Here is a 16,154-nt window from a genome sequence, read left to right on the forward strand (position 1 = left end):
CGCGCTCCCGGGGCGTCAGGCTGTCCAGCCGGCGGGCGTGGTCCTCGGAGCGCTGGGCCTGCTCGCGGCGGCGGGCCATGGCCCCGTGGCACGCCCGCGACGCTCGGGCAGGGGAGGATCAGTTCAGGTCGGTGGCGGCCGGCAGGGCCCCGTTCGACCACTCCGCCTTCAGGATCGCCGTGTAGCTGCCGCGTTTGCCGTTCGTCCAGGACTCCAGGCCGAGCGCCTGACCGGTCGCCGGGTCGACGATGAGCCGCTGCTGGCTCTCGACGCCGCTGTCACCGCGGCCAGCACGTTGCGCGCGACGCCGAGCAACCATGGCAGTGGCGATCGAGGACTGGTACGGGCCGGCCGCTCATCCGGCACGGCGTCGAGCCGTCGCCACGCGGTGAGAAAGGTGTCGCCGACAACGTCATCGGCAAGGTCACGTCCGACTCGGCTCACCGCGTACGCATACACCTGCCGGTGATGCCCGTGGTAGATGCTGGTGAACCGACGGCTGTCGTCGGGAGGATGCTTCACGGGCCCTGTGCTCCTTCGTGCCGAAGGTGTCTCGTCACGAGGTAATGCGCGCCCGCTCCCGATTCTTACAGCCCAGTTCCGGCGGCTCTTTTGGTACCCCCGGCAGGATTCGAACCTGCGACCTCCGGCCTCGCATGCCGGTGCTCTCGTCCAACTGAGCCACGAGGGTATGGGGTGACCACCGGGACTTGAACCCGGACCTTCAGAGCCACAATCTGATGTGCACCGTCCCGTACACCATGGTCACCGTGTCCGCGCCAGGGTTCGAACCTGGGACCTCCGCCGTGTGAAAGCGGCGCTCGTTCCGGCTGAGCTACGCGGACCTTTCCTGCCTTGCCGTACCCCGGGCCGGTCTCGAACCGGCGGCCTCCGTCCTGTCACGACGGCGCTCTGGCCATCTGAGCTACCAGGGTCCAACTCGCTGCGCACCCCGAGCAGGATTCGAACCTGCGACACGCGGCTCCGTAGGCCGCTGCTCTCTCCGCTGAGCTACCGGGGCATCGTCCCGTCGGTTGGACTCGAACCAAACTGTCGCCTCGTTATCGGCGAGGCGCCCCTACCTGCAGGCCGCGACGGGGTGGAGCCGAAGGCCGGAGTCGAACCGGCGGCCTCTGTCGTACCAGGACAGCGCTCTTCCTTTCTGAGCTACATCGGCATCGTCGGAAACCGGGGAGTCGAACCCCGCACTTCCTGGTCCCAAGCCAGGTCCGGTCACCGCGCCGGTCGTTTCCGAGGTGAAGAAAGAATGCACAAAGAATTGCGCAGGGAGAAGGCGCACAAAAAACCGCCCGGGTCCCTGTTCGGGGCGGGCGGTCGAGGTTGAGGCTGGTCAGCCTACCCTCGCCACCGGCCCGTGGGACGGATCACGGGAATGACATGCGGTCGGGGAGTCGGAATGACAACCACTCGTCGGGTGTTCATCTCGGGCTCCTCCTTCGGCATGTTGGGCGCTGCGGTTCGACGTAGACAACAGTACGCGGGAAATGCCACCCCGGCAATGGATTAATTTGCTGCAACAGCGAGAGGGGCGCCGCTCGGGTTCGACGCGCGGCAATGGCCGATCTAACCTCGGGGGCATGAGCCTGGACGGCACGGCCCAGGATTACCGGTTCTTCGCGAACGTGATGGCCCGCGGGAGTTCGCCGTTGTACGAGCGGCTCGCGCTGGGTGTGGCCGGGGACGCCGGGATGCTCGAGGTGCTGGAGGGGCTGCCGCCGGAGAAGCGGCAGCCCAACCTGCTGTTCGCGGCGGCGCGGCTGGTCGCGGGGACGCCGGAGGGGTACCGCGGGCTGCGCGACATCGTGTTCGGGCGGCGCGACGAGGTCGTGGCGGTGATGCTCGCCCGGCGGACGCAGACCAACGAGCCGGGGCGGTGCGCGGGGCTGTACCCGGCGCTCGCCGCGCTGCCGCAGCCGCTCGCGCTGCTGGAGGTCGGGGCGTCGGCGGGGCTGTGCCTGCTGGCGGACCGGTACGGGTACGAGTACACGGGAAGCGATGGAAGCGTCACGCGGGGCGGCGCCGAGGACGGTGCGCCGGTGCTGCGCTGCCGGGTCGACGGGCCGGCGCCGGCGGTGACGCCGGGCGCGGTCGCGGTGGCGTGGCGGGCCGGGATCGACCTGAACCCGCTCGACGTCACCGACGAGGAGGACGCGCGCTGGCTGCGGGCGCTGGTCTGGCCGGAGCAGCGGGATCGGCGGGCCCGGCTGGACGCGGCCCTCGAACTGGCCCGGCGGGACCCGCCGCGGGTGGTGGCCGGGGACCTCAACGAGCGCCTCGACGCCCTCGCGGCCGAGGCGCCAGCCGGGGCGACGCTGGTGGTGCTGCACACGGCGGTGGTGGACTACGTGCCGGAGCCGGCGCGCAGCGCGTTCGCGGCGCGGGTGCGCACGCTGCCCGGGCACTGGCTGTCGCAGGAGATGGCGCACGTGTTCCCGGCCATCGCGGCGCGGCTGCCGGAGCCGCCGCCGCGGGACGAGGTCGCGTACGTGCTGGCGCTGGACGGGCGGCCCCTGGCGTTCACCGCGATACACGGCTCGTGGCAGCGGCCCCTCGTTTCCTAGATGGCGATCCAGGTGGCGCGGGCGACGGCGATCGCGGTGCCGGCCGGGTCGTACACAGTGGACAGTGCCTGGGCCTTGCGCCCCTCGCCGCCGAGGAACCGGCCCATCACGAGGCAGGTGTCGCCGGGCCGGGCGACCGCGTCGATCCAGACGGCGAGGCGGCCCAGCACGTACGGGCGGCCGTCGCCGATGACCGACCAGCCGCCGGGGCAGTCCAGCACGGCCCACATGGTCACGTCGGTGACGCCGGCCGGGACGAGCCAGGGGGTGGCGGTGCGGTCGCCCGGCACGGGGCCGGGGCGCAGGCCGAGGCCGTCGGCGCGGTCGGTGCCGCACACGTAGCAGGTGGGGAACGGGTGGTTGGTGAGGCCGGCGTAGCGCTTCGTCGCCTCGGCGGCCTCGTCCAGCGGCACCGGCGGTACAACCTCCGGCCGTTCCGCCGGTGCGGGACGGGCCTCGGCGATGAGCTCATCGCCGTGGAACAGCGCACCGTCGAGCCGCAGGTCGACGTCCAGCGGCGGCGGGCGGCGCAGCGTCACCTCCGCGGGGGCGAGGCCGAGCTGGGTGGCGAGCAGGCCGGCGCTGTAGCCGCCGTTGCCCGAGCCGGGTGGGCCGTTGTACCGCGCCGCGATCCGCATCCTGCCGGTCTACCACACCGCGTCGTTTGAACATTGTGTTGAAAACTAAACGTTGATACGGTATCGGCATGAGCGAACTCCTGAACCGGCCCGACCCTGCCGCTCGGCGCGCCGAGCGGGTGTACGCGGCGCTGACCCACCTGACGGCGCGGCACGCGGGCTCGCCGGAGCTGCGGTCGCGGCACGTGCACGCCGGCGTGCCCGCGCCGCACGAGGTGGTGCGGGTCGCCGCCGCCATGGCCGCGGGCGCGGTGCCGCCGCAGCCCGGCGAGCCGCCGCTGGACGAGTCCGACCTGGTCGCGGCGCTGACGCTGCTACCGGACGTGCGGGCGGAGCTGGACCTCACCGAGCGGTACCTGCTGCAGACCGCCCGGGACCGCGGGATGACCTGGCAGGACATCGCGCTGAGCCTGGGGCTGGGCAGTCCCCAGGCGGCTCGGCAGCGCTACGAGCGGCTCACGGCCCGGGCGGAGGAGCTCTAGCGGCGGAAGCCGCCCTCGGTGTTGATGACCTGGCCGGTGATCCAGGCCGCGTCGTCGGTGGCGAGCCAGGCGATGAGGCGGGCCGGGTCGTCGGGCTCGCCCCAGCGGCCGGTCGGGAAGTGGTGGCGCACGGCCTCGAGGTCGTCGGGCGAGGCGTAGCCGGTGTCGACGGGGCCCGGGTTGACCGTGTTGAGGGTGATCCCCCGGCCGGCCACCTCGTCGGCCAGGGTGCGGGTGACGGAGGCGACGGCGCCCTTGCTCGCCGCGTACGCGACCTCGCCCGGCATCGGGCCCAGGTCCTGGCCCGAGGTCATGAACACGATCCGGCCGCCGGGCCCGCCGTCGTGGCGGGCCACGAACGCCTGGGCGAGCAGGATCGTGGCGCGGGTGTTGACCGCGTAGTGCATGTCGAGCATCACCGCGTCGAGGGCGCCGAGCGGGCCGTCACCGCCGCTGCGGGCGTGGTTGCACACGAGGATGTCCAGCCGGCCGAGCTCGGCGTGCGCCGCGGCGACGAGGCGCTCGGGCGCGGCCGGGTCGGCGAGGTCGGCGCTGCCGTGGGCGAGCCGGGCGTCCGGGCCGGCCAGCGCCTCGCGCACGCCGGTGGCGACCGCGTCCGGGCCGCCGGGGTCGGCGCCCCAGGGCTGGTCGCGGTCGTGCGGGACGAAGTGGTGCAGGTACAGGCTCGCGCCGAGGGCGGCCAGGCGGCGGGCGACGGCGTAGCCGATCCCGGCCCGCCGGCTGACCCCGGTCACCAGCGCGGCGCGGCCCGACAGAGGAAGATCCATCCGGTCAGGATGTCAGGGGAAGACGGTGGGCCGGTAGCACGTACCGCGCGATCGTCGCCTCGAGCGCCGCGTCGCGGTCGGCGGGTTCGACCCTGGTCTCGGCCATGACCGGACATCGGCACGAGGCCGCCGAAGTCAAGCAATCACACGGCGCCGGGGCGGATGAGACCGCTCTCGTAGGCGAACGCGACCGCCTGCACCCGGTCGCGCAGGCCCAGCTTGGTCAGCATCCGCGAGACGTACGTCTTCACGGTCGCCTCGCCGAGGAAGAGCGTCGCGGCGATCTCGGCGTTGGACTGGCCGCGCGCGACCAGGCGCAGCACGTCGACCTCGCGCTCGGTGAGCTCGGCCAGCCGGGCGGCGGCGCGGGGGTCGGCGGCGGGCGCGGACGCGTACGACTCGATGACCCGCAGCGTGACGGCCGGGTCGAGCAGCGCCTGGCCGGCGGCGACGGTGCGCACGGCGTGCACGAGCTGTTCGGGCGGGGCGACCTTGAGCAGGAAGCCGCTCACCCCGGCGCGCAGGGCGGCCCGCACCGCCTCGTCCTCGTCGAACGTGGTGAGGATGATCACCCGGGCGGCCGACTCGGCGAGGATGTGCCGGGCCGCCTCGATGCCGTCCCCGCGCGGCATGCGCACGTCGAGCAGGACGACGTCGGGGGCGCTGCGGCGCACCTCCGCCCGCACGGACGGGCCGTCCGCGGCCTCGCCGACGACCTCGATGTCGTCCTGGTGGTCGAGCAGCATGCGCAGCCCGGCCCGGATCATCGCCTCGTCGTCGGCGACCACCACGCGGATCACCGGGATCACACCGCCGCCAGGGGAAACACGGCCCGCACGGTGAAGCCGCCCGGCCGCCGCCCCGCGCTCAGCGTGCCCGAGGACGCCGCGACGCGCTCCCGCATGCCGATCAGGCCGAAGCCGGGCGGGTCGCCGCCCGGGGCGTCCCGGGTGTCGTTGTCGACGGTCAGCGAGACGCACCCCGGCTCCCGGCGCAGCACGACCGTGGTCGGGACGGGTCCGGCGTGGCGCAGCACGTTGGTCAGCGCCTCCTGCAGCACCCGGTAGGCGGAGATGTCGAGGGTCCGCGGCAGGTCGTCGAGGTCGCCGTCCACGGTGAGGGTGACCGGCAGGCCGGCCGCGCGGACCTCGCCGACGAGCTCCTCGGCGCGGGCGAGCGTCGGCGACGCCGCCGCCGGGTCGCGCAGGATGCCAACGAGCGCCCGCATCTCCCGCACCGACTCCCGGCCGAGCCGCTCGGCGCCCTCTAGCATCTCGGCCTGCGGCGTGCCCGCCGGCAGGGTGCTGCGCACGGCGCCGAGCTGCAGCACCATCACGCTGATCGAGTGGGCGACGGCGTCGTGCATGTCGCGAGCGATGCGGCGGCGCTCCTCGGCGACCGCGGCGTGCGCGCGGGCCTCCCGCTCGGCGTCCAGCGCGGTGTTGAGCCGGGCCAGCAGCTCCGCGCGGTCGCGCAGCCGCCGGGCGACGAGACCGACGCCCCACGCGCCCCAGGCCAGCAGCCCGAAGAACATGTTCTCCCAGGCCTGGGCGCCCAGCCCGGCGACGGTGGAGCCGGCGGCGCGGCCCGCGACCCAGGTGCCGGCGCCGGCCAGCAGGTGCAGGGCGAGCGGGGCCCGCCAGGAGGCGCGGGCGACCCGGTACCCGGCCCAGCCCGGCGCGGCGAAGAAGCCCAGGACCGCGGCCCCGGTCGGGCCGTCGAGCCCGCCGAGGACGGCGACGGGGAAGGCGAGCCCGACCACCGCCGCCCCGGCCAGGGGACGCCACGCGGCAAGCACCATGCCCCCGGCCACCGCGGCCAGGGTGGCGGCGGGCGCGGCCGGTGCGGCGGAGAACTGCCCGTCGAGCAGGATCTCGGCGGTGCCGATCACCGCGAGGGCCGCGGCCAGGCCGAGGGGCACGATCTTGCCGTCCATGCGGCGAGCCTAAACGGCCCAGGTCAGTCGCCGGGTCGGCCGTACGACGGACACCGTGACGACGCCGGGTCCGTCGCCGGGGGGACGGGAGTCGAGCCGCGCGCGGGCAGAGTTCGGGCGGCGATCTCCCTAGCGTTTCCGGCATGACGAACGAAACCTCTCCCGCCCGGCGGGTCATGCTTTTCGCCGCCGGCGCCGCCCTGCTCGCGGGCGCCGCCTGCTTCTTCGCCGGCCTGGCCACGTCGCCCCCCGAGGTGGACGAGACCAAGGCCTCCTACCTGCGCTCGCTCGCCGCAGACCCGTTCACCACCCAGCTGTCGGCTCTGCTGCTGCATTACGGCAACCTGCTCATGGGGGCGGGGCTGCTGGCGGTACCGCTGCTGGTGCGCGGCCGCCGCGGCGCCGTGGTCACGGTGACCGGGGCGCTGCTCGGCGCGCTCGGGCTGCTGCAGATGTCCGGGGCGCTGCTGTCCGACTGGTTCCACATGGAGATCGGGCGCAACCTGCCGATCGAACAGGCGGTGCTCGTCTCCGACAAGGTACTCGCGCACCCGGCCGAGCAGCTGGCGTTCAACCCGGGGCCGCTGGTGTCGCTGGCGCTGCTGGTGACGTTCGTGGGGCTCGCCCGGGCCGGGGTCGTGGGCTGGTGGGCGGTGCCCGCGATCGTCGCCGGCTACGCGGGGATGCTCTTCATGCCGTACGACACCCCGATCCTGCCCGCGGTGGGCACCCTGCCGATGCTCGCCGCGATGGGCTTCGCCGGCTGGCGGGTGCTCGGCCGGGCCCGGGTCGGGGCGGCTCAGCCGGCCGCGGAGACGGTCCTGGTGTCGTAGTCGTCGCGGGCCTCGAGGATCTCGCCGATGTGGGTTTCGGACCAGTCCTTGAGGGCACGCAGGATCGGCACGAGGGTGCGGCCGAGCGGCGTCAGCTCGTAGTCGACCCGCACCGGCACCGACGGGGTGACGGTGCGGGTCACCAACCCGTCGCGCTCGAGCGTCCGCAGCGTCTGGGTGAGCATCTTCTGGCTCGCCCCGGCGATGCGGGTGCGCAGCTCGCCGTGCCGCATCGGGCCGGTGGCCAGGGCGTTGACGGCCAGCCCGGCCCACTTGTCGCCGATGGTGGCGAAGACCTGGCGGGTCGGGCAGGCGGCCATGAACGCGTCGTACATGATCCGCTCGTCGGCACGGCGCTGCTCGGCGGTCTTGGTCACGTGAGCCCCTCCGGGTGGTATAGGCACTAAAAGGTACCTACTTCCTGACAGTACCTGCCCCGGGGCAGGCTTTCGACGTCGGAAACCAAGCATCCTTGGAGGAAGCAATGCGCGCAGTCGAGGTCTCGGGGTACGGCGACGCCGAGCGGTTGCGGGTCGCCGAGCGTCCGGAGCCGGCGGCCGAGGCGGGCCGGGTGCCGGTCCGCGTCACCGCCGCCGTCGTCAACCCCGTCGACGTCTGGACCCGGGCCGGCGCCATGTCCGGCCTGCTGCCCGGCCTGAACCCGCCGTTCCTGCTCGGCTGGGACTTCGCCGGGACCACCGCCGACGGCACCGCGGTCGCCGGCCTGGTGCCGTGGTTCGACGAGGGCGGCCGCACCGGTACCTACGCGGAGGCCCTGCTCGCCGACCCGGCGTGGCTGGCTCCGATCCCGGCGGGCGTCGACCCGGTCGACGCGGCCACGGTCGCCCTCAACGGTCTCACCGCCCAGCAGGCCCTGGAGCTGCTCGCCCTGCCGGCCGGGGCGCGGCTGCTCGTCACCGGGGCCAGCGGCGGCGTCGGCGGCTTCGCGGTGCAGCTGGCCGCGGCCGCGGGGCTGGACGTGACCGCGGTCGCCTCCGGCGGCGACGAGGCGTTCGTGGCCGGCCTCGGGGCCAAGGAGGTCCTCTCCCGCGGCGCCGAGCTGCCGGCGGGCGCGTTCGACGGCGCCCTGAACGCGGCCGGCACCGAGGGTGTGCTCGCCGCGGTCCGCGACGGCGGGGCGTTCGTCGCGGTGACGGACCCGAGCGAGCCGCGCACCGAGCGCGGCGTCCGGGTGGAGACGGTGCACGTGGTGCCGTCCTCGGCCGGCCTGGCCGCGCTGCTGGGCGAGCTCGCCGCGGGCCGGCTGGTGACCCGGGTCGCCGACCGCCTGCCGCTGACCGAGGCGGCCGCGGCGCACCGCCGGGTCGAGACCGGCGGCCTGCGGGGCAAGCTGGTGCTGATCCCCTGACCCGGCCGGCGGCCCGGCGGACGGTCCCGGGTCGGACAGATCGGGCGGCGGCGGGCACAATCGTGGCGTGCGACGCGCGACGACGATGCTGCTGGCCGCCGCCCTGATCACCGCCGGCTGCGCGGACGCCGCGCCACCGGGCGGGGCGGCGGGATCGGCCGCGCCGAACGGGCCGGTGGTGCGCATCATGCCGCTGGGCGACTCGATCACCGACGGGGACGAGTCCCCCGGCGCCTACCGCACGGAGCTGTACCGGCAGCTCACCGCGGCCGGCGTGCGCGTCGACTTCGTCGGCTCGAAGCAGAGCGGGCCCGCGAGCCTGCCCGACCGCGACCACGAGGGGCACGGCGGCTACCGCATCGACGAGATCGACGCCGGCGCCACCGAGTGGGTGCGGGCGGCCGGCCCGCGCCTCGTGCTCCTGCAGCTGGGCACCAACGACATGCTGCTGAACTACGACGTGGAGCACGCGCCCCAGCGGATGTCGGGGCTGATCGACCACGTCATCGCGGCCGCGCCCGGCGCCGACGTGTACGTCGCGTCGCTGCTGCCGCTGGACGACCGGGCGGCGCAGGCGCGGGCGGCGGCGTTCAACGCGGCGCTGCCCGGCATCGTGCGGGACAAGGGCGCGCGGGTGCACTTCGTCGACATGCGCGACGCGCTCACGCCCGGCGACCTCGACGACGGCGTCCACCCGACGGCCGCCGGGTTCGCCAAGATGGCGCGGGTGTGGGCGGCGGCGCTGAAGCCGGCACTCACCCCGGCCGGGAGCACCGGCCCCGCCGCGACGCCCCGGAGCTGAAACGCAGCCCCGGGGCGCCCCGGCAGCGTTACCGCGGTCCCGGTAGGGCGCGGCGGTGACCGCCAGGCGGCCCGCGGCGGCCGCGGTCGCCACCGTGACGGTGAGCTTCATCGCGCGCGGGTTCCCCGAGGGCGCGACGCCCTGGGCGACAAGCGTGTGCACGCCGGCGGCCAGGGAGCGCGGCACGGTGACCGGCTTGCTGAAGTTCCCGTTGCCGTCGGTGACCACGGTGCCGAGCGTGATCGTCGCCGTCGAGAAGGCGGCGAACCCGTTGCCGATCACCACGATGTCCTGACCCGGCTCGGCGGTGTTGATGGCGCCCCACCGCCGAGCGCGAACGTATCCGGCGTAACCCCGCAATCACCCACATATACGAAAGAAACGCGCATTCGTGTAGGAAAAGGTTAGAGTCGGCCGCAGACCCGGGTGAGGACCGCGTCCCAGTCCTCCGGCACGGCGTCGTCACGCCAGGCCACGTGCTGGTCGGGCCGCACCAGCACGAGCCGGCGGCCCCAGCAGGCGCGCACCGCCGGGTCGTGTACGGGCAGGTGGGTCACCGGCAGCCCGCGGGTCCTGGCGACGCCCGCGAGGGCCCGCCCCTCGCCGGTGTCGGTCAGGTCGACCAGGGTCAGCTGCGGGCCGAACCGGTCGAAGAGCTGCCCGCCGTCGGCGAGGCGCACGGCCGGGGGCCGGCCGCCGGGCCAGGTGCTGGGCGTGATGCGCTGCCCGTGCGGCACCGGCGGGCTGCCGCGCTCGTGCCAGACGACGGGCGAGGACGCGTACCGGCCGCCGTAGCCGATCCCGATGTCGTCGGCGAGCGCCGGCTCCTGGCGCAGGAACGCGGCGAGGTAGTCCTGCGGCGCGCCCGCGGCGGCCAGCCGGGCGAAGCGGCGCCCCGTCTCCAGCCCGCGGGCCAGCAGCTCCCGGTCCATCAGCGCGCGCGGGCGCCGCTCGGCCTCGTAGCTGTCCAGCAGCGCCGGGCCGCCCCACCCGAGGCACGCCGCGGCCAGCTTCCACCCGAGGTCGACCGCGTCGCCGATGCCCGTGTCGGCCGCGTCCGCGGCCGGGCGGAACGCGTGCGCGGCCTCGCCGGCGAGGAAGACCGGGCCGCGGCGGTACACCTGCGCCACCGGCAGTGTGTCGTCCCACTCCCGCACGCCGAGCACCTCGACCGCGGCCCCCAGGCCCTCGAACAGCGGCCGGGCCGGGTCGGCGGGCTCCCCCGCCCCGACGGGCCGGTGCCCCACCCAGACGTGCCGCTCGGGGCGGGACAGCAGCGTGAGTGCGCCGACGACGAGCGTGGACAGCCCCGGCCCGCGCGAGTGCAGCGCGAGGTCCCGGCTGCGGAACGAGATGGCACGGTACGCCGTGTGCGCCCCCGGCAGCGCGTCGAGCCCGATGTCCGCGCAGCGCCGCACGACGCTGGCGGGGCCGTCGCAGCCCACGACGTACCGGGCGCGGATCGCGTGCTGCACGCCGTCGGGCTCGCCGACCGCCGTGACCGCGGCCCCGTCCTCGCCGACGCGCACGGCCGTGCACGCCCAGCCCTCGCGCAGGTCGACGAGGGGCGCGGCCCGCAGCGCGGCGCGCAGGACCTGGGCGAGCGGGCCCCGCGCGATCTGCTGATGGTGCTCGGCCGGGGCGGTGCCGTCGTTGACGGTGGCGTACCGCTGCACCAGCTCATGCACCGAGGGCCGCTGCGCGACGAGGACGGGCGGGCGGTCGAGGCGGCGGCTCCACACCATGTCGGTGGCCTCGTCGGCGCCGAGCCCGGCCCGGCGGATGCCGGCCGCGAGCCCGAGCCGGCGCAGCAGCTCCATGCTCCGGCCGCCGATGTGCACCAGCCCGGCGGGCTCGGCCCCGGGCGCGTCGAGCACCGTGCTCGCCACCCCGTGGTGGGCGAGCTCCAGCGCGAGCACGGCCCCGGCCGTGCCGGCGCCCACGATCAGCACGGGCGTGTGCAGTACCGCCGCCACCTGGTGATTGTGGAGGCGCGCGGCGACCGTGCAGAACAGCCGTTCGGCCCCCCGGTTCCGGGGGCGGAGCGGCCGCCCGTACTTTTGACCGGTCCGCCGGGATCCGCACTTCCGTAGCCTGGAGCGCGTGACGGCCTGGAATCGCGTGCTCGACCTGGCGCTCGTGGTGGGCGGCGGCGCACTGCTCGCCGCCACCGCGCTCGCGCTCGCGGCCAGCTGGGGCGGGCTCTACTGGGCGCCCGGGCTGCTCGCCGGCGCGGCCGTCCTCGCCGTCGCGCTGCTGCGCCGGCGGGCGCCGCTGGTGACCGCCGGCATCGGGCTCGCCGTCGCGGTCGCGGCCGTCGTCGCGGCCCGGGTCGCCGGGCTGCCGGTCGAGCCGCAGCCGGCCCTGGCCCTCGGGCTCGCCGTGCTCGCCGGCAACGCCGTGCGCCGGCTCGAGCCCCGGGCCGCCGCCGGGGTCGCGGGCGGGGCGCTGCTCGTGCTCGCGGCCGGGCCGCTGCTCTCGGCGCACCACTCGTCCGGCGGGGCCACCGTCGTCGCCGTCGCCGACGTGCTCGCGTGGGTCGCGGGCGTGGGCGGCGGGCTGTGGCGGTGGCTGGAAGGGCACCGGCGGCAGGAGCTGGCCGAGGGGGTACGCCGGGAGGAGCGCCTCGCCCTCGCGCGCGAGCTGCACGACGTCGTCGCCCACCACGTCACCGGGATCGTCGTGCAGGCGCAGGCGGCCCGGGTGGTGGCGCGGCGGCACCCGGAGCGGCTGGAGGGCTCGATCGCCGGGATCGAGGAGGCCGGATTGGAGGCGCTGGCGGCGATGCGGCGGATCGTGTCGCTGCTGCGCGACGCCGGCGACGCGGCCCCGGCCAGCGGCGGCCCGGAGCGGCTGGAGGCCCTCGTGCGGCGCTTCGAGGACGGGGAGGCGCGGGCGGTGCACCTGGAGATCCCCGACGCCGGGACGGCCTGGCCGCCCGAGCTGACCAGCACCGTGTACCGCATCGTGCAGGAGTCGCTCACCAACGTGGCCCGGCACGCCGCCCAGGCGGCGACCGTGCGCGTGCGCGTCGCCCAGTCCCCGGCCGGCGTGACGGTGTCGGTGACCGACGACGCTCCCTCGCCGGCCCGCGCCGGCCTGGCCCCGCGCCCCGGCGGCTTCGGGCTGATCGGCATGCGGGAGCGGGTCGAGGCGCTCGGCGGCGAGCTGCGCGCCGGCCCGCGGGCGCCGCACGGCTGGAGCGTCGAGGCGAGGCTGCCCCGATGACGATCCGCGTGCTCATCGCCGACGACCAGGCCATGGTCCGCGGCGGCCTGCGGCTGATCCTGGAGGACTCCGGCGACATCGAGGTCGTGGCCGAGGCCGCCGACGGCGTCGAGGCGATCGCGGCCGCCCGCCGGCTGAAGCCCGACGTGTGCCTCGTCGACATCCGCATGCCCCGCCTCGACGGGCTGGAGGTGACCCGCGCGCTGGCCGGCCCGGGGGTGGCCGCCCCGCTGCGGGTCATCGTGGTCACGACGTTCGACCTGGACGAGTACGTGTACGGCGCGCTGCAGGGCGGGGCGGTCGGCTTCATCCTCAAGGACGCGGGCCCGGCGCTGCTGGTCGAGGCGGTCCGCGCCGCGCACGCGGGCGACGCGCTGGTGTCGCCGTCGATCACGGTACGACTGCTGCGGCACTTGAAACGCCCGGCGCGGACGGTCCTGTCGGAGTCACGCCTGTCGGAGCGCGAGACCGAGGTCGTCCAGCTCATCGCGCGGGGGCGCACCAACCAGGAGGTCGGCGCCGCGCTCTTCATCTCGCTGAGCACCGTGAAGAGCCACGTGTCGACGATCCAGGCCAAGCTGGGCCTGCGCAACCGCGTCGAGATCGCGGCGTGGGCGTGGGAGCACGGGGTGGCGCGGGAGGACTAGTCTCGAACGCGTGTCCGAAGCCTCGAAGGTGCCCGGCCTGCTGTACACCCCCGACTGGATCGCCCCCGACGAGGAGCGCGCCCTGCTCGCCGCCATCGACGCGAGCGCCTGGTCGACGGAGCTGCGCCGCCGCGTCCAGCACTACGGCGTGCGCTACGACTACACCAGCCGCGCCGTGGCCGCCGGCGAGCGCACCCCGCTGCCGCTGTGGGCCGCGCCGCTGACCGCCCGCCTCGACTTCGCACCCGACCAGGTCATCGTCAACGAGTACGAGCCGGGCCAGGGCATCAGCGCGCACACCGACTGCGTGCCGTGCTTCGGCCCGGCGGTGGCCGCGGTGAGCCTGGGCTCGGCGTGCGTCATGGAGTTCGGCCACGGCGGCGTGCGGGTCGGCGTGCCGCTGGCCGCGCGGAGCCTGTGCGTGATGACGGGCCCGTCGCGGTACGAGTGGCGCCACGCCATCGCGGCCCGCAAGAGCGACCCGGCCCCGGACGGCGGCCGCGTGCCCCGCGCCCGCCGCGTCTCGGTGACCTTCCGGACCGTCCTCACCGGCCGGTGAGCGTCCGGCGGCCGGGCGGGGTCACGGCCGCAACAGCACCTTCATCGCGTCGCGGCCGTCCATCGCGCGATACCCGGCGGCGGCCTCGTCCAGCGGGAGCTCGAGGTCGAAGACCTTGCCGGGGCCGATCCGGCGCGCCCAGATCCGGTCGATCAGGTTGGGCAGGAGCCGGTACGTCGCTCGTCCCGGTCCGGCTAACATCGCCGACCATGGCCGAGTACGCGCTGTACGCCTGGGGCAACTTCATCCACGAGGCGGGCCTGGACCGCCTCGAGGCCTGGCTCGACCCGCAGGTCCTGCGCGGCGAGCGGGCCTTCGTCCACGACGACGTGTGCCTGTCCGACGAGGGCCCGGCCGAGATCGACGCCAGCACCTCGCTGTTCGAGGCCGGCGGCGCGCGGGTGCTCGGCCGCGACCTCGAACTGCCTCCGCCGGGCGGCTGGCGCGTCGTGCGCATGCGCCTGGTCACGGACGACACCGTCGCGGGCGCCGAGAAGCTCGTCGCGCGGCTCGACGAGGAGGGCACCGAGCTCGACCCGGTGGACCCCGACGCCGGCGCGCTGCCGTCCGGCGAGGTCGTGGCCGCATGGGAGGACCCGCACGGCCAGTGGGACCTGGCCCTCGTCAGGCTGACCTGACGCGACCCCTCACCGCGGCCGGGCGGCCCGGGATTCGCTCCGCGAACTCCGCGCGGGACGGCGGCGCCGGGAAGGGGCTCGCGAAGTACTGGGTCTCGTGCGCGACCCGGCCGTCGGCGAACTCCATGAGGCTCACCGAGTAGGTCGGCGTGCCGTCGTAGGTGATGACGCACTCGCTCACCCACAGGTCGCCCCCGCCGCTGATGCGCAGGACGGTGAAGTGCCGCTCGGCGGGGTGGGCGCCGCGCTGGGCGGCGATCGTGGCGCGACCACGGAACCGTTCGCCCGATTGGGGGTAGTCGAGGATCGCGTCCTCGGCGTACAGGTCGTGCTCCGCAGCGAGGTCGCCCGCCTCCGACGCCCGCCAGTGCTCCTCGATCGCGGCGCGGGTCCGCTGGTCGGCAATCACGGTCGGACCATTCCCCGCTCCGGGCCGTTCAACCGCGCTCGACGCTTCGGGGTGCGGTAGCCGCCGGGGACCCCGCCCGCCGCGTACCCGCGCCCCGTCATCGCTACAGGTGACCCGCCGCCTCCCACGCCGCCATGAGCAGGGTGAAGCCGCGTGTGTCGGCGATCGTCGTGGCCATCTTGTTCGGGGTGTAGGCGAAGGTCAGGCGCGCGTCGAGGTCCGCGATGACGATCGAGCCGCCCATGCCGCCCCAGTAGATGGTGTTCGGGTTCGGCATCATGCCGCCGTTGACGGCGAAGCCCAGGCCGAACCGCACCGGCATCTCGAGGATGAGGTCGCGGCCCTCGACCTGGACCTCCAGGGCGCGGCGGGCGCCGGCCTCCGACAGCAGGCGCCGGCCGGCGGCCTCGCCGCCGTTGGCCAGCACGGCCAGGACGGTGGCGGCCGAGCGGGCGTTGCCGGTGCCGTTGCCGGCCGGGATCTCGGCGCCGCGGAAGGCGCGGGTGCGGGTGTCCGCGACCTCGAGCTTGGGCAGCGCCGCGTTGCGCTGCAGCTCGGTCGGGTCGGCGAAGGGCATGGTGTCGGTGGAGCCCGGGATCAGCTCGGCCACCCGGGCGTCGTGCTCGGCGGGCAGGCCGATGTGGAAGTCGGCGCCGAGCGGCTCGGCGATCTCCTGCCGGAAGACGGTGCCGAGGGTGCGGCCGGTGATCCGGCGGACCACCTCACCGATCAGAAACCCCTGGGTGACGACGTGGTACCCGCTGGCCGTGCCCGGCTCCCAGAACGGCGCCTGCGCGGCGAGCAGCGCGGTCACCTTGTCCCAGTCGTACAGGTCGGTCACCGTGATCGGCTCCGCCCAGCCGGACAGGCCCGAGGAGTGGCTGAGCACGTGCGCGACGGTGATCGCGTCCTTGCCGTTGGCCGCGAACTCGGGCCAGTACCGCGCGACCGGCGCCGCGATGTCGAGCTCGCCGCGGTCGGCCAGCAGCAGCGCGGTCAGGGCGGCCATGGTCTTCGTGACCGAGTAGACGTTGAGGATGGTGTCGCGTTCCCACGGGCGGGTCGCGGCCGCGTCGGCGTGGCCGCCCCACAGGTCGACGACGGTCTCCCCGTCGATTGTCACGCACACCGCGGCGCCGACCTCGGCCCCGCTGGCGACGCTGTCCTCGAACACCTTGCGCAGCGGCGCGAACCGCTCTTCCGCGAAGCCCGGCATGGCCCGCAGTATCCGCCCCGGGCCGCG

General features: G+C 75.2%; 20 protein-coding genes, 7 tRNA genes and 1 pseudogene. 10 read left to right on the plus strand and 18 right to left on the minus strand.

What is annotated here, in order from left to right:
- Positions 1-118: 118 nt before the first annotated feature.
- The 9 genes and pseudogenes from AB0B76_RS28720 to AB0B76_RS28760 all read right to left on the minus strand — a co-directional run bounded on the left by AB0B76_RS28720 (position 119) and on the right by AB0B76_RS28760 (position 1,254).
- On the minus strand, positions 119-319 hold the full coding sequence (locus tag AB0B76_RS28720) for a hypothetical protein (RefSeq protein ID WP_360381666.1): 201 nt from the start codon (positions 317-319) through the stop codon (positions 119-121).
- Between the two features lie 32 nt (positions 320-351).
- A pseudogene (locus AB0B76_RS28725) lies at positions 352-522 on the minus strand (sigma factor); the annotation flags it as partial.
- A 91-nt stretch (positions 523-613) separates the two neighbouring features.
- A tRNA-Arg gene (locus AB0B76_RS28730) sits at positions 614-691 on the minus strand.
- A 1-nt stretch (position 692) separates the two neighbouring features.
- Positions 693-769 (minus strand) — tRNA-His (locus tag AB0B76_RS28735).
- A 2-nt stretch (positions 770-771) separates the two neighbouring features.
- Positions 772-845: transfer RNA gene (locus AB0B76_RS28740), tRNA-Val, on the minus strand.
- A gap of 16 nt (positions 846-861) precedes the next feature.
- Positions 862-935 (minus strand) — tRNA-Val (locus AB0B76_RS28745).
- A 13-nt stretch (positions 936-948) separates the two neighbouring features.
- Positions 949-1,021 (minus strand) — tRNA-Arg (locus AB0B76_RS28750).
- A gap of 79 nt (positions 1,022-1,100) precedes the next feature.
- Positions 1,101-1,177 (minus strand) — tRNA-Thr (locus tag AB0B76_RS28755).
- A 4-nt stretch (positions 1,178-1,181) separates the two neighbouring features.
- Positions 1,182-1,254 (minus strand) — tRNA-Pro (locus AB0B76_RS28760).
- A 344-nt stretch (positions 1,255-1,598) separates the two neighbouring features.
- On the opposite strand from AB0B76_RS28760, the gene AB0B76_RS28765 reads away from it, so the two are divergent.
- Positions 1,599-2,582: a DUF2332 domain-containing protein gene (locus AB0B76_RS28765; RefSeq protein ID WP_360381397.1), complete on the plus strand. Its 984-nt coding sequence runs from the start codon at positions 1,599-1,601 to the stop codon at positions 2,580-2,582.
- Here the strand turns inward: AB0B76_RS28765 and AB0B76_RS28770 are convergent.
- Positions 2,579-3,220, minus strand: coding sequence for a hypothetical protein (locus AB0B76_RS28770; protein ID WP_360381398.1), 642 nt, complete (start codon positions 3,218-3,220; stop codon positions 2,579-2,581). The two genes, AB0B76_RS28765 and AB0B76_RS28770, sit on opposite strands and share 4 nt — an antisense overlap.
- Positions 3,221-3,288: 68 nt before the next feature.
- Here AB0B76_RS28770 and AB0B76_RS28775 point away from each other — a divergent pair, with 68 nt between their 5' ends.
- Positions 3,289-3,702, plus strand: coding sequence for a DNA-binding protein (locus AB0B76_RS28775; RefSeq protein ID WP_360381400.1), 414 nt, complete (start codon positions 3,289-3,291; stop codon positions 3,700-3,702).
- Here AB0B76_RS28775 and AB0B76_RS28780 read toward each other — a convergent pair.
- The 3 genes from AB0B76_RS28780 to AB0B76_RS28790 form a co-directional block, all read right to left on the minus strand.
- Positions 3,699-4,490: an SDR family oxidoreductase gene (locus AB0B76_RS28780; RefSeq protein WP_360381402.1), complete on the minus strand. Its 792-nt coding sequence runs from the start codon at positions 4,488-4,490 to the stop codon at positions 3,699-3,701. The two genes, AB0B76_RS28775 and AB0B76_RS28780, sit on opposite strands and share 4 nt — an antisense overlap.
- Positions 4,491-4,633: 143 nt before the next feature.
- Positions 4,634-5,290: a response regulator transcription factor gene (locus AB0B76_RS28785; protein WP_360381404.1), complete on the minus strand. Its 657-nt coding sequence runs from the start codon at positions 5,288-5,290 to the stop codon at positions 4,634-4,636.
- Positions 5,291-5,295: 5 nt separating this feature from the next.
- Entirely contained in the window at positions 5,296-6,426 is a 1,131-nt protein-coding gene (locus AB0B76_RS28790; RefSeq protein WP_360381405.1) for a histidine kinase, read from the minus strand.
- 143 nt (positions 6,427-6,569) lie between these two features.
- Between AB0B76_RS28790 and AB0B76_RS28795 the strand changes: the two genes are divergently transcribed.
- A complete protein-coding gene (locus AB0B76_RS28795) occupies positions 6,570-7,259 on the plus strand; it encodes a hypothetical protein (RefSeq protein ID WP_360381407.1) in 690 nt (229 codons plus the stop codon).
- Here the strand turns inward: AB0B76_RS28795 and AB0B76_RS28800 are convergent.
- Positions 7,226-7,594, minus strand: a complete 369-nt coding sequence (locus AB0B76_RS28800) for a helix-turn-helix domain-containing protein (protein ID WP_360381663.1) — start codon at positions 7,592-7,594, stop codon at positions 7,226-7,228. The two genes, AB0B76_RS28795 and AB0B76_RS28800, sit on opposite strands and share 34 nt — an antisense overlap.
- A gap of 149 nt (positions 7,595-7,743) precedes the next feature.
- On the opposite strand from AB0B76_RS28800, the gene AB0B76_RS28805 reads away from it, so the two are divergent.
- The 3 genes from AB0B76_RS28805 to AB0B76_RS28815 all read left to right on the plus strand — a co-directional run bounded on the left by AB0B76_RS28805 (position 7,744) and on the right by AB0B76_RS28815 (position 9,725).
- Entirely contained in the window at positions 7,744-8,628 is an 885-nt protein-coding gene (locus AB0B76_RS28805; RefSeq protein ID WP_360381409.1) for an NADP-dependent oxidoreductase, read from the plus strand.
- A gap of 67 nt (positions 8,629-8,695) precedes the next feature.
- Entirely contained in the window at positions 8,696-9,430 is a 735-nt protein-coding gene (locus AB0B76_RS28810; RefSeq protein WP_360381410.1) for an SGNH/GDSL hydrolase family protein, read from the plus strand.
- A gap of 55 nt (positions 9,431-9,485) precedes the next feature.
- The gene (locus tag AB0B76_RS28815) at positions 9,486-9,725 is read left to right on the plus strand and encodes a hypothetical protein (protein ID WP_360381412.1); all 240 of its coding nucleotides are present in this window, start codon (positions 9,486-9,488) and stop codon (positions 9,723-9,725) included.
- A gap of 109 nt (positions 9,726-9,834) precedes the next feature.
- Here AB0B76_RS28815 and AB0B76_RS28820 read toward each other — a convergent pair whose 3' ends face one another.
- On the minus strand, positions 9,835-11,406 hold the full coding sequence (locus AB0B76_RS28820) for an FAD-dependent monooxygenase (RefSeq protein WP_360381414.1): 1,572 nt from the start codon (positions 11,404-11,406) through the stop codon (positions 9,835-9,837).
- 127 nt (positions 11,407-11,533) lie between these two features.
- Between AB0B76_RS28820 and AB0B76_RS28825 the strand changes: the two genes are divergently transcribed.
- Genes AB0B76_RS28825 through AB0B76_RS28835 form a run of 3 tightly spaced genes read left to right on the plus strand, consistent with a single transcriptional unit; the run spans position 11,534 to position 13,864 of the window.
- Positions 11,534-12,658: a sensor histidine kinase gene (locus AB0B76_RS28825; protein WP_360381415.1), complete on the plus strand. Its 1,125-nt coding sequence runs from the start codon at positions 11,534-11,536 to the stop codon at positions 12,656-12,658.
- Positions 12,655-13,305 carry a response regulator transcription factor gene (locus AB0B76_RS28830; protein ID WP_360381417.1) on the plus strand — a complete coding sequence of 217 codons (651 nt, stop codon included), beginning with the start codon at positions 12,655-12,657 and terminating at the stop codon, positions 13,303-13,305. Before AB0B76_RS28825 ends, AB0B76_RS28830 begins: the two co-directional genes overlap by 4 nt.
- 10 nt (positions 13,306-13,315) lie before the next feature.
- Positions 13,316-13,864: an alpha-ketoglutarate-dependent dioxygenase AlkB gene (locus tag AB0B76_RS28835; RefSeq protein WP_360381418.1), complete on the plus strand. Its 549-nt coding sequence runs from the start codon at positions 13,316-13,318 to the stop codon at positions 13,862-13,864.
- A 21-nt stretch (positions 13,865-13,885) separates the two neighbouring features.
- Here AB0B76_RS28835 and AB0B76_RS28840 read toward each other — a convergent pair whose 3' ends face one another.
- Positions 13,886-14,065 carry a hypothetical protein gene (locus AB0B76_RS28840; RefSeq protein WP_360381420.1) on the minus strand — a complete coding sequence of 60 codons (180 nt, stop codon included), beginning with the start codon at positions 14,063-14,065 and terminating at the stop codon, positions 13,886-13,888.
- An 8-nt stretch (positions 14,066-14,073) separates the two neighbouring features.
- Between AB0B76_RS28840 and AB0B76_RS28845 the strand changes: the two genes are divergently transcribed.
- The gene (locus AB0B76_RS28845; protein WP_360381421.1) at positions 14,074-14,502 is read left to right on the plus strand and encodes a hypothetical protein; all 429 of its coding nucleotides are present in this window, start codon (positions 14,074-14,076) and stop codon (positions 14,500-14,502) included.
- Here the strand turns inward: AB0B76_RS28845 and AB0B76_RS28850 are convergent.
- Together AB0B76_RS28850 and AB0B76_RS28855 are read right to left on the minus strand one after the other, a co-directional pair.
- Positions 14,489-14,911, minus strand: coding sequence for a nuclear transport factor 2 family protein (locus AB0B76_RS28850; RefSeq protein ID WP_360381423.1), 423 nt, complete (start codon positions 14,909-14,911; stop codon positions 14,489-14,491). The genes AB0B76_RS28845 and AB0B76_RS28850 overlap by 14 nt on opposite strands.
- Positions 14,912-15,014: 103 nt before the next feature.
- On the minus strand, positions 15,015-16,127 hold the full coding sequence (locus tag AB0B76_RS28855; protein ID WP_360381425.1) for a serine hydrolase domain-containing protein: 1,113 nt from the start codon (positions 16,125-16,127) through the stop codon (positions 15,015-15,017).
- Positions 16,128-16,154 lie beyond the last annotated feature (27 nt).

The sequence above is a fragment of the Dactylosporangium sp. NPDC049140 genome (assembly GCF_040648435.1).

Excerpts from the sequence above, each read along its gene's own strand:
- AB0B76_RS28790 (WP_360381405.1), bottom strand. The coding sequence starts at position 6,426 with ATGGACGGCAAGATCGTGCCCCTCGGCCTGGCCGCGGCCCTCGCGGTG.
- AB0B76_RS28805 (WP_360381409.1), top strand. The coding sequence starts at position 7,744 with ATGCGCGCAGTCGAGGTCTCGGGGTACGGCGACGCCGAGCGGTTGCGG.
- AB0B76_RS28800 (WP_360381663.1), bottom strand. The coding sequence starts at position 7,594 with ATGTACGACGCGTTCATGGCCGCCTGCCCGACCCGCCAGGTCTTCGCC.
- AB0B76_RS28775 (WP_360381400.1), top strand. The coding sequence starts at position 3,289 with ATGAGCGAACTCCTGAACCGGCCCGACCCTGCCGCTCGGCGCGCCGAG.
- AB0B76_RS28770 (WP_360381398.1), bottom strand. The coding sequence starts at position 3,220 with ATGCGGATCGCGGCGCGGTACAACGGCCCACCCGGCTCGGGCAACGGC.
- AB0B76_RS28855 (WP_360381425.1), bottom strand. The coding sequence starts at position 16,127 with ATGCCGGGCTTCGCGGAAGAGCGGTTCGCGCCGCTGCGCAAGGTGTTC.
- AB0B76_RS28830 (WP_360381417.1), top strand. The coding sequence starts at position 12,655 with ATGACGATCCGCGTGCTCATCGCCGACGACCAGGCCATGGTCCGCGGC.
- AB0B76_RS28780 (WP_360381402.1), bottom strand. The coding sequence starts at position 4,490 with ATGGATCTTCCTCTGTCGGGCCGCGCCGCGCTGGTGACCGGGGTCAGC.
- AB0B76_RS28840 (WP_360381420.1), bottom strand. The coding sequence starts at position 14,065 with ATGTTAGCCGGACCGGGACGAGCGACGTACCGGCTCCTGCCCAACCTG.
- AB0B76_RS28795 (WP_360381407.1), top strand. The coding sequence starts at position 6,570 with ATGACGAACGAAACCTCTCCCGCCCGGCGGGTCATGCTTTTCGCCGCC.
- AB0B76_RS28720 (WP_360381666.1), bottom strand. The coding sequence starts at position 319 with ATGGTTGCTCGGCGTCGCGCGCAACGTGCTGGCCGCGGTGACAGCGGC.
- AB0B76_RS28765 (WP_360381397.1), top strand. The coding sequence starts at position 1,599 with ATGAGCCTGGACGGCACGGCCCAGGATTACCGGTTCTTCGCGAACGTG.
- AB0B76_RS28845 (WP_360381421.1), top strand. The coding sequence starts at position 14,074 with ATGGCCGAGTACGCGCTGTACGCCTGGGGCAACTTCATCCACGAGGCG.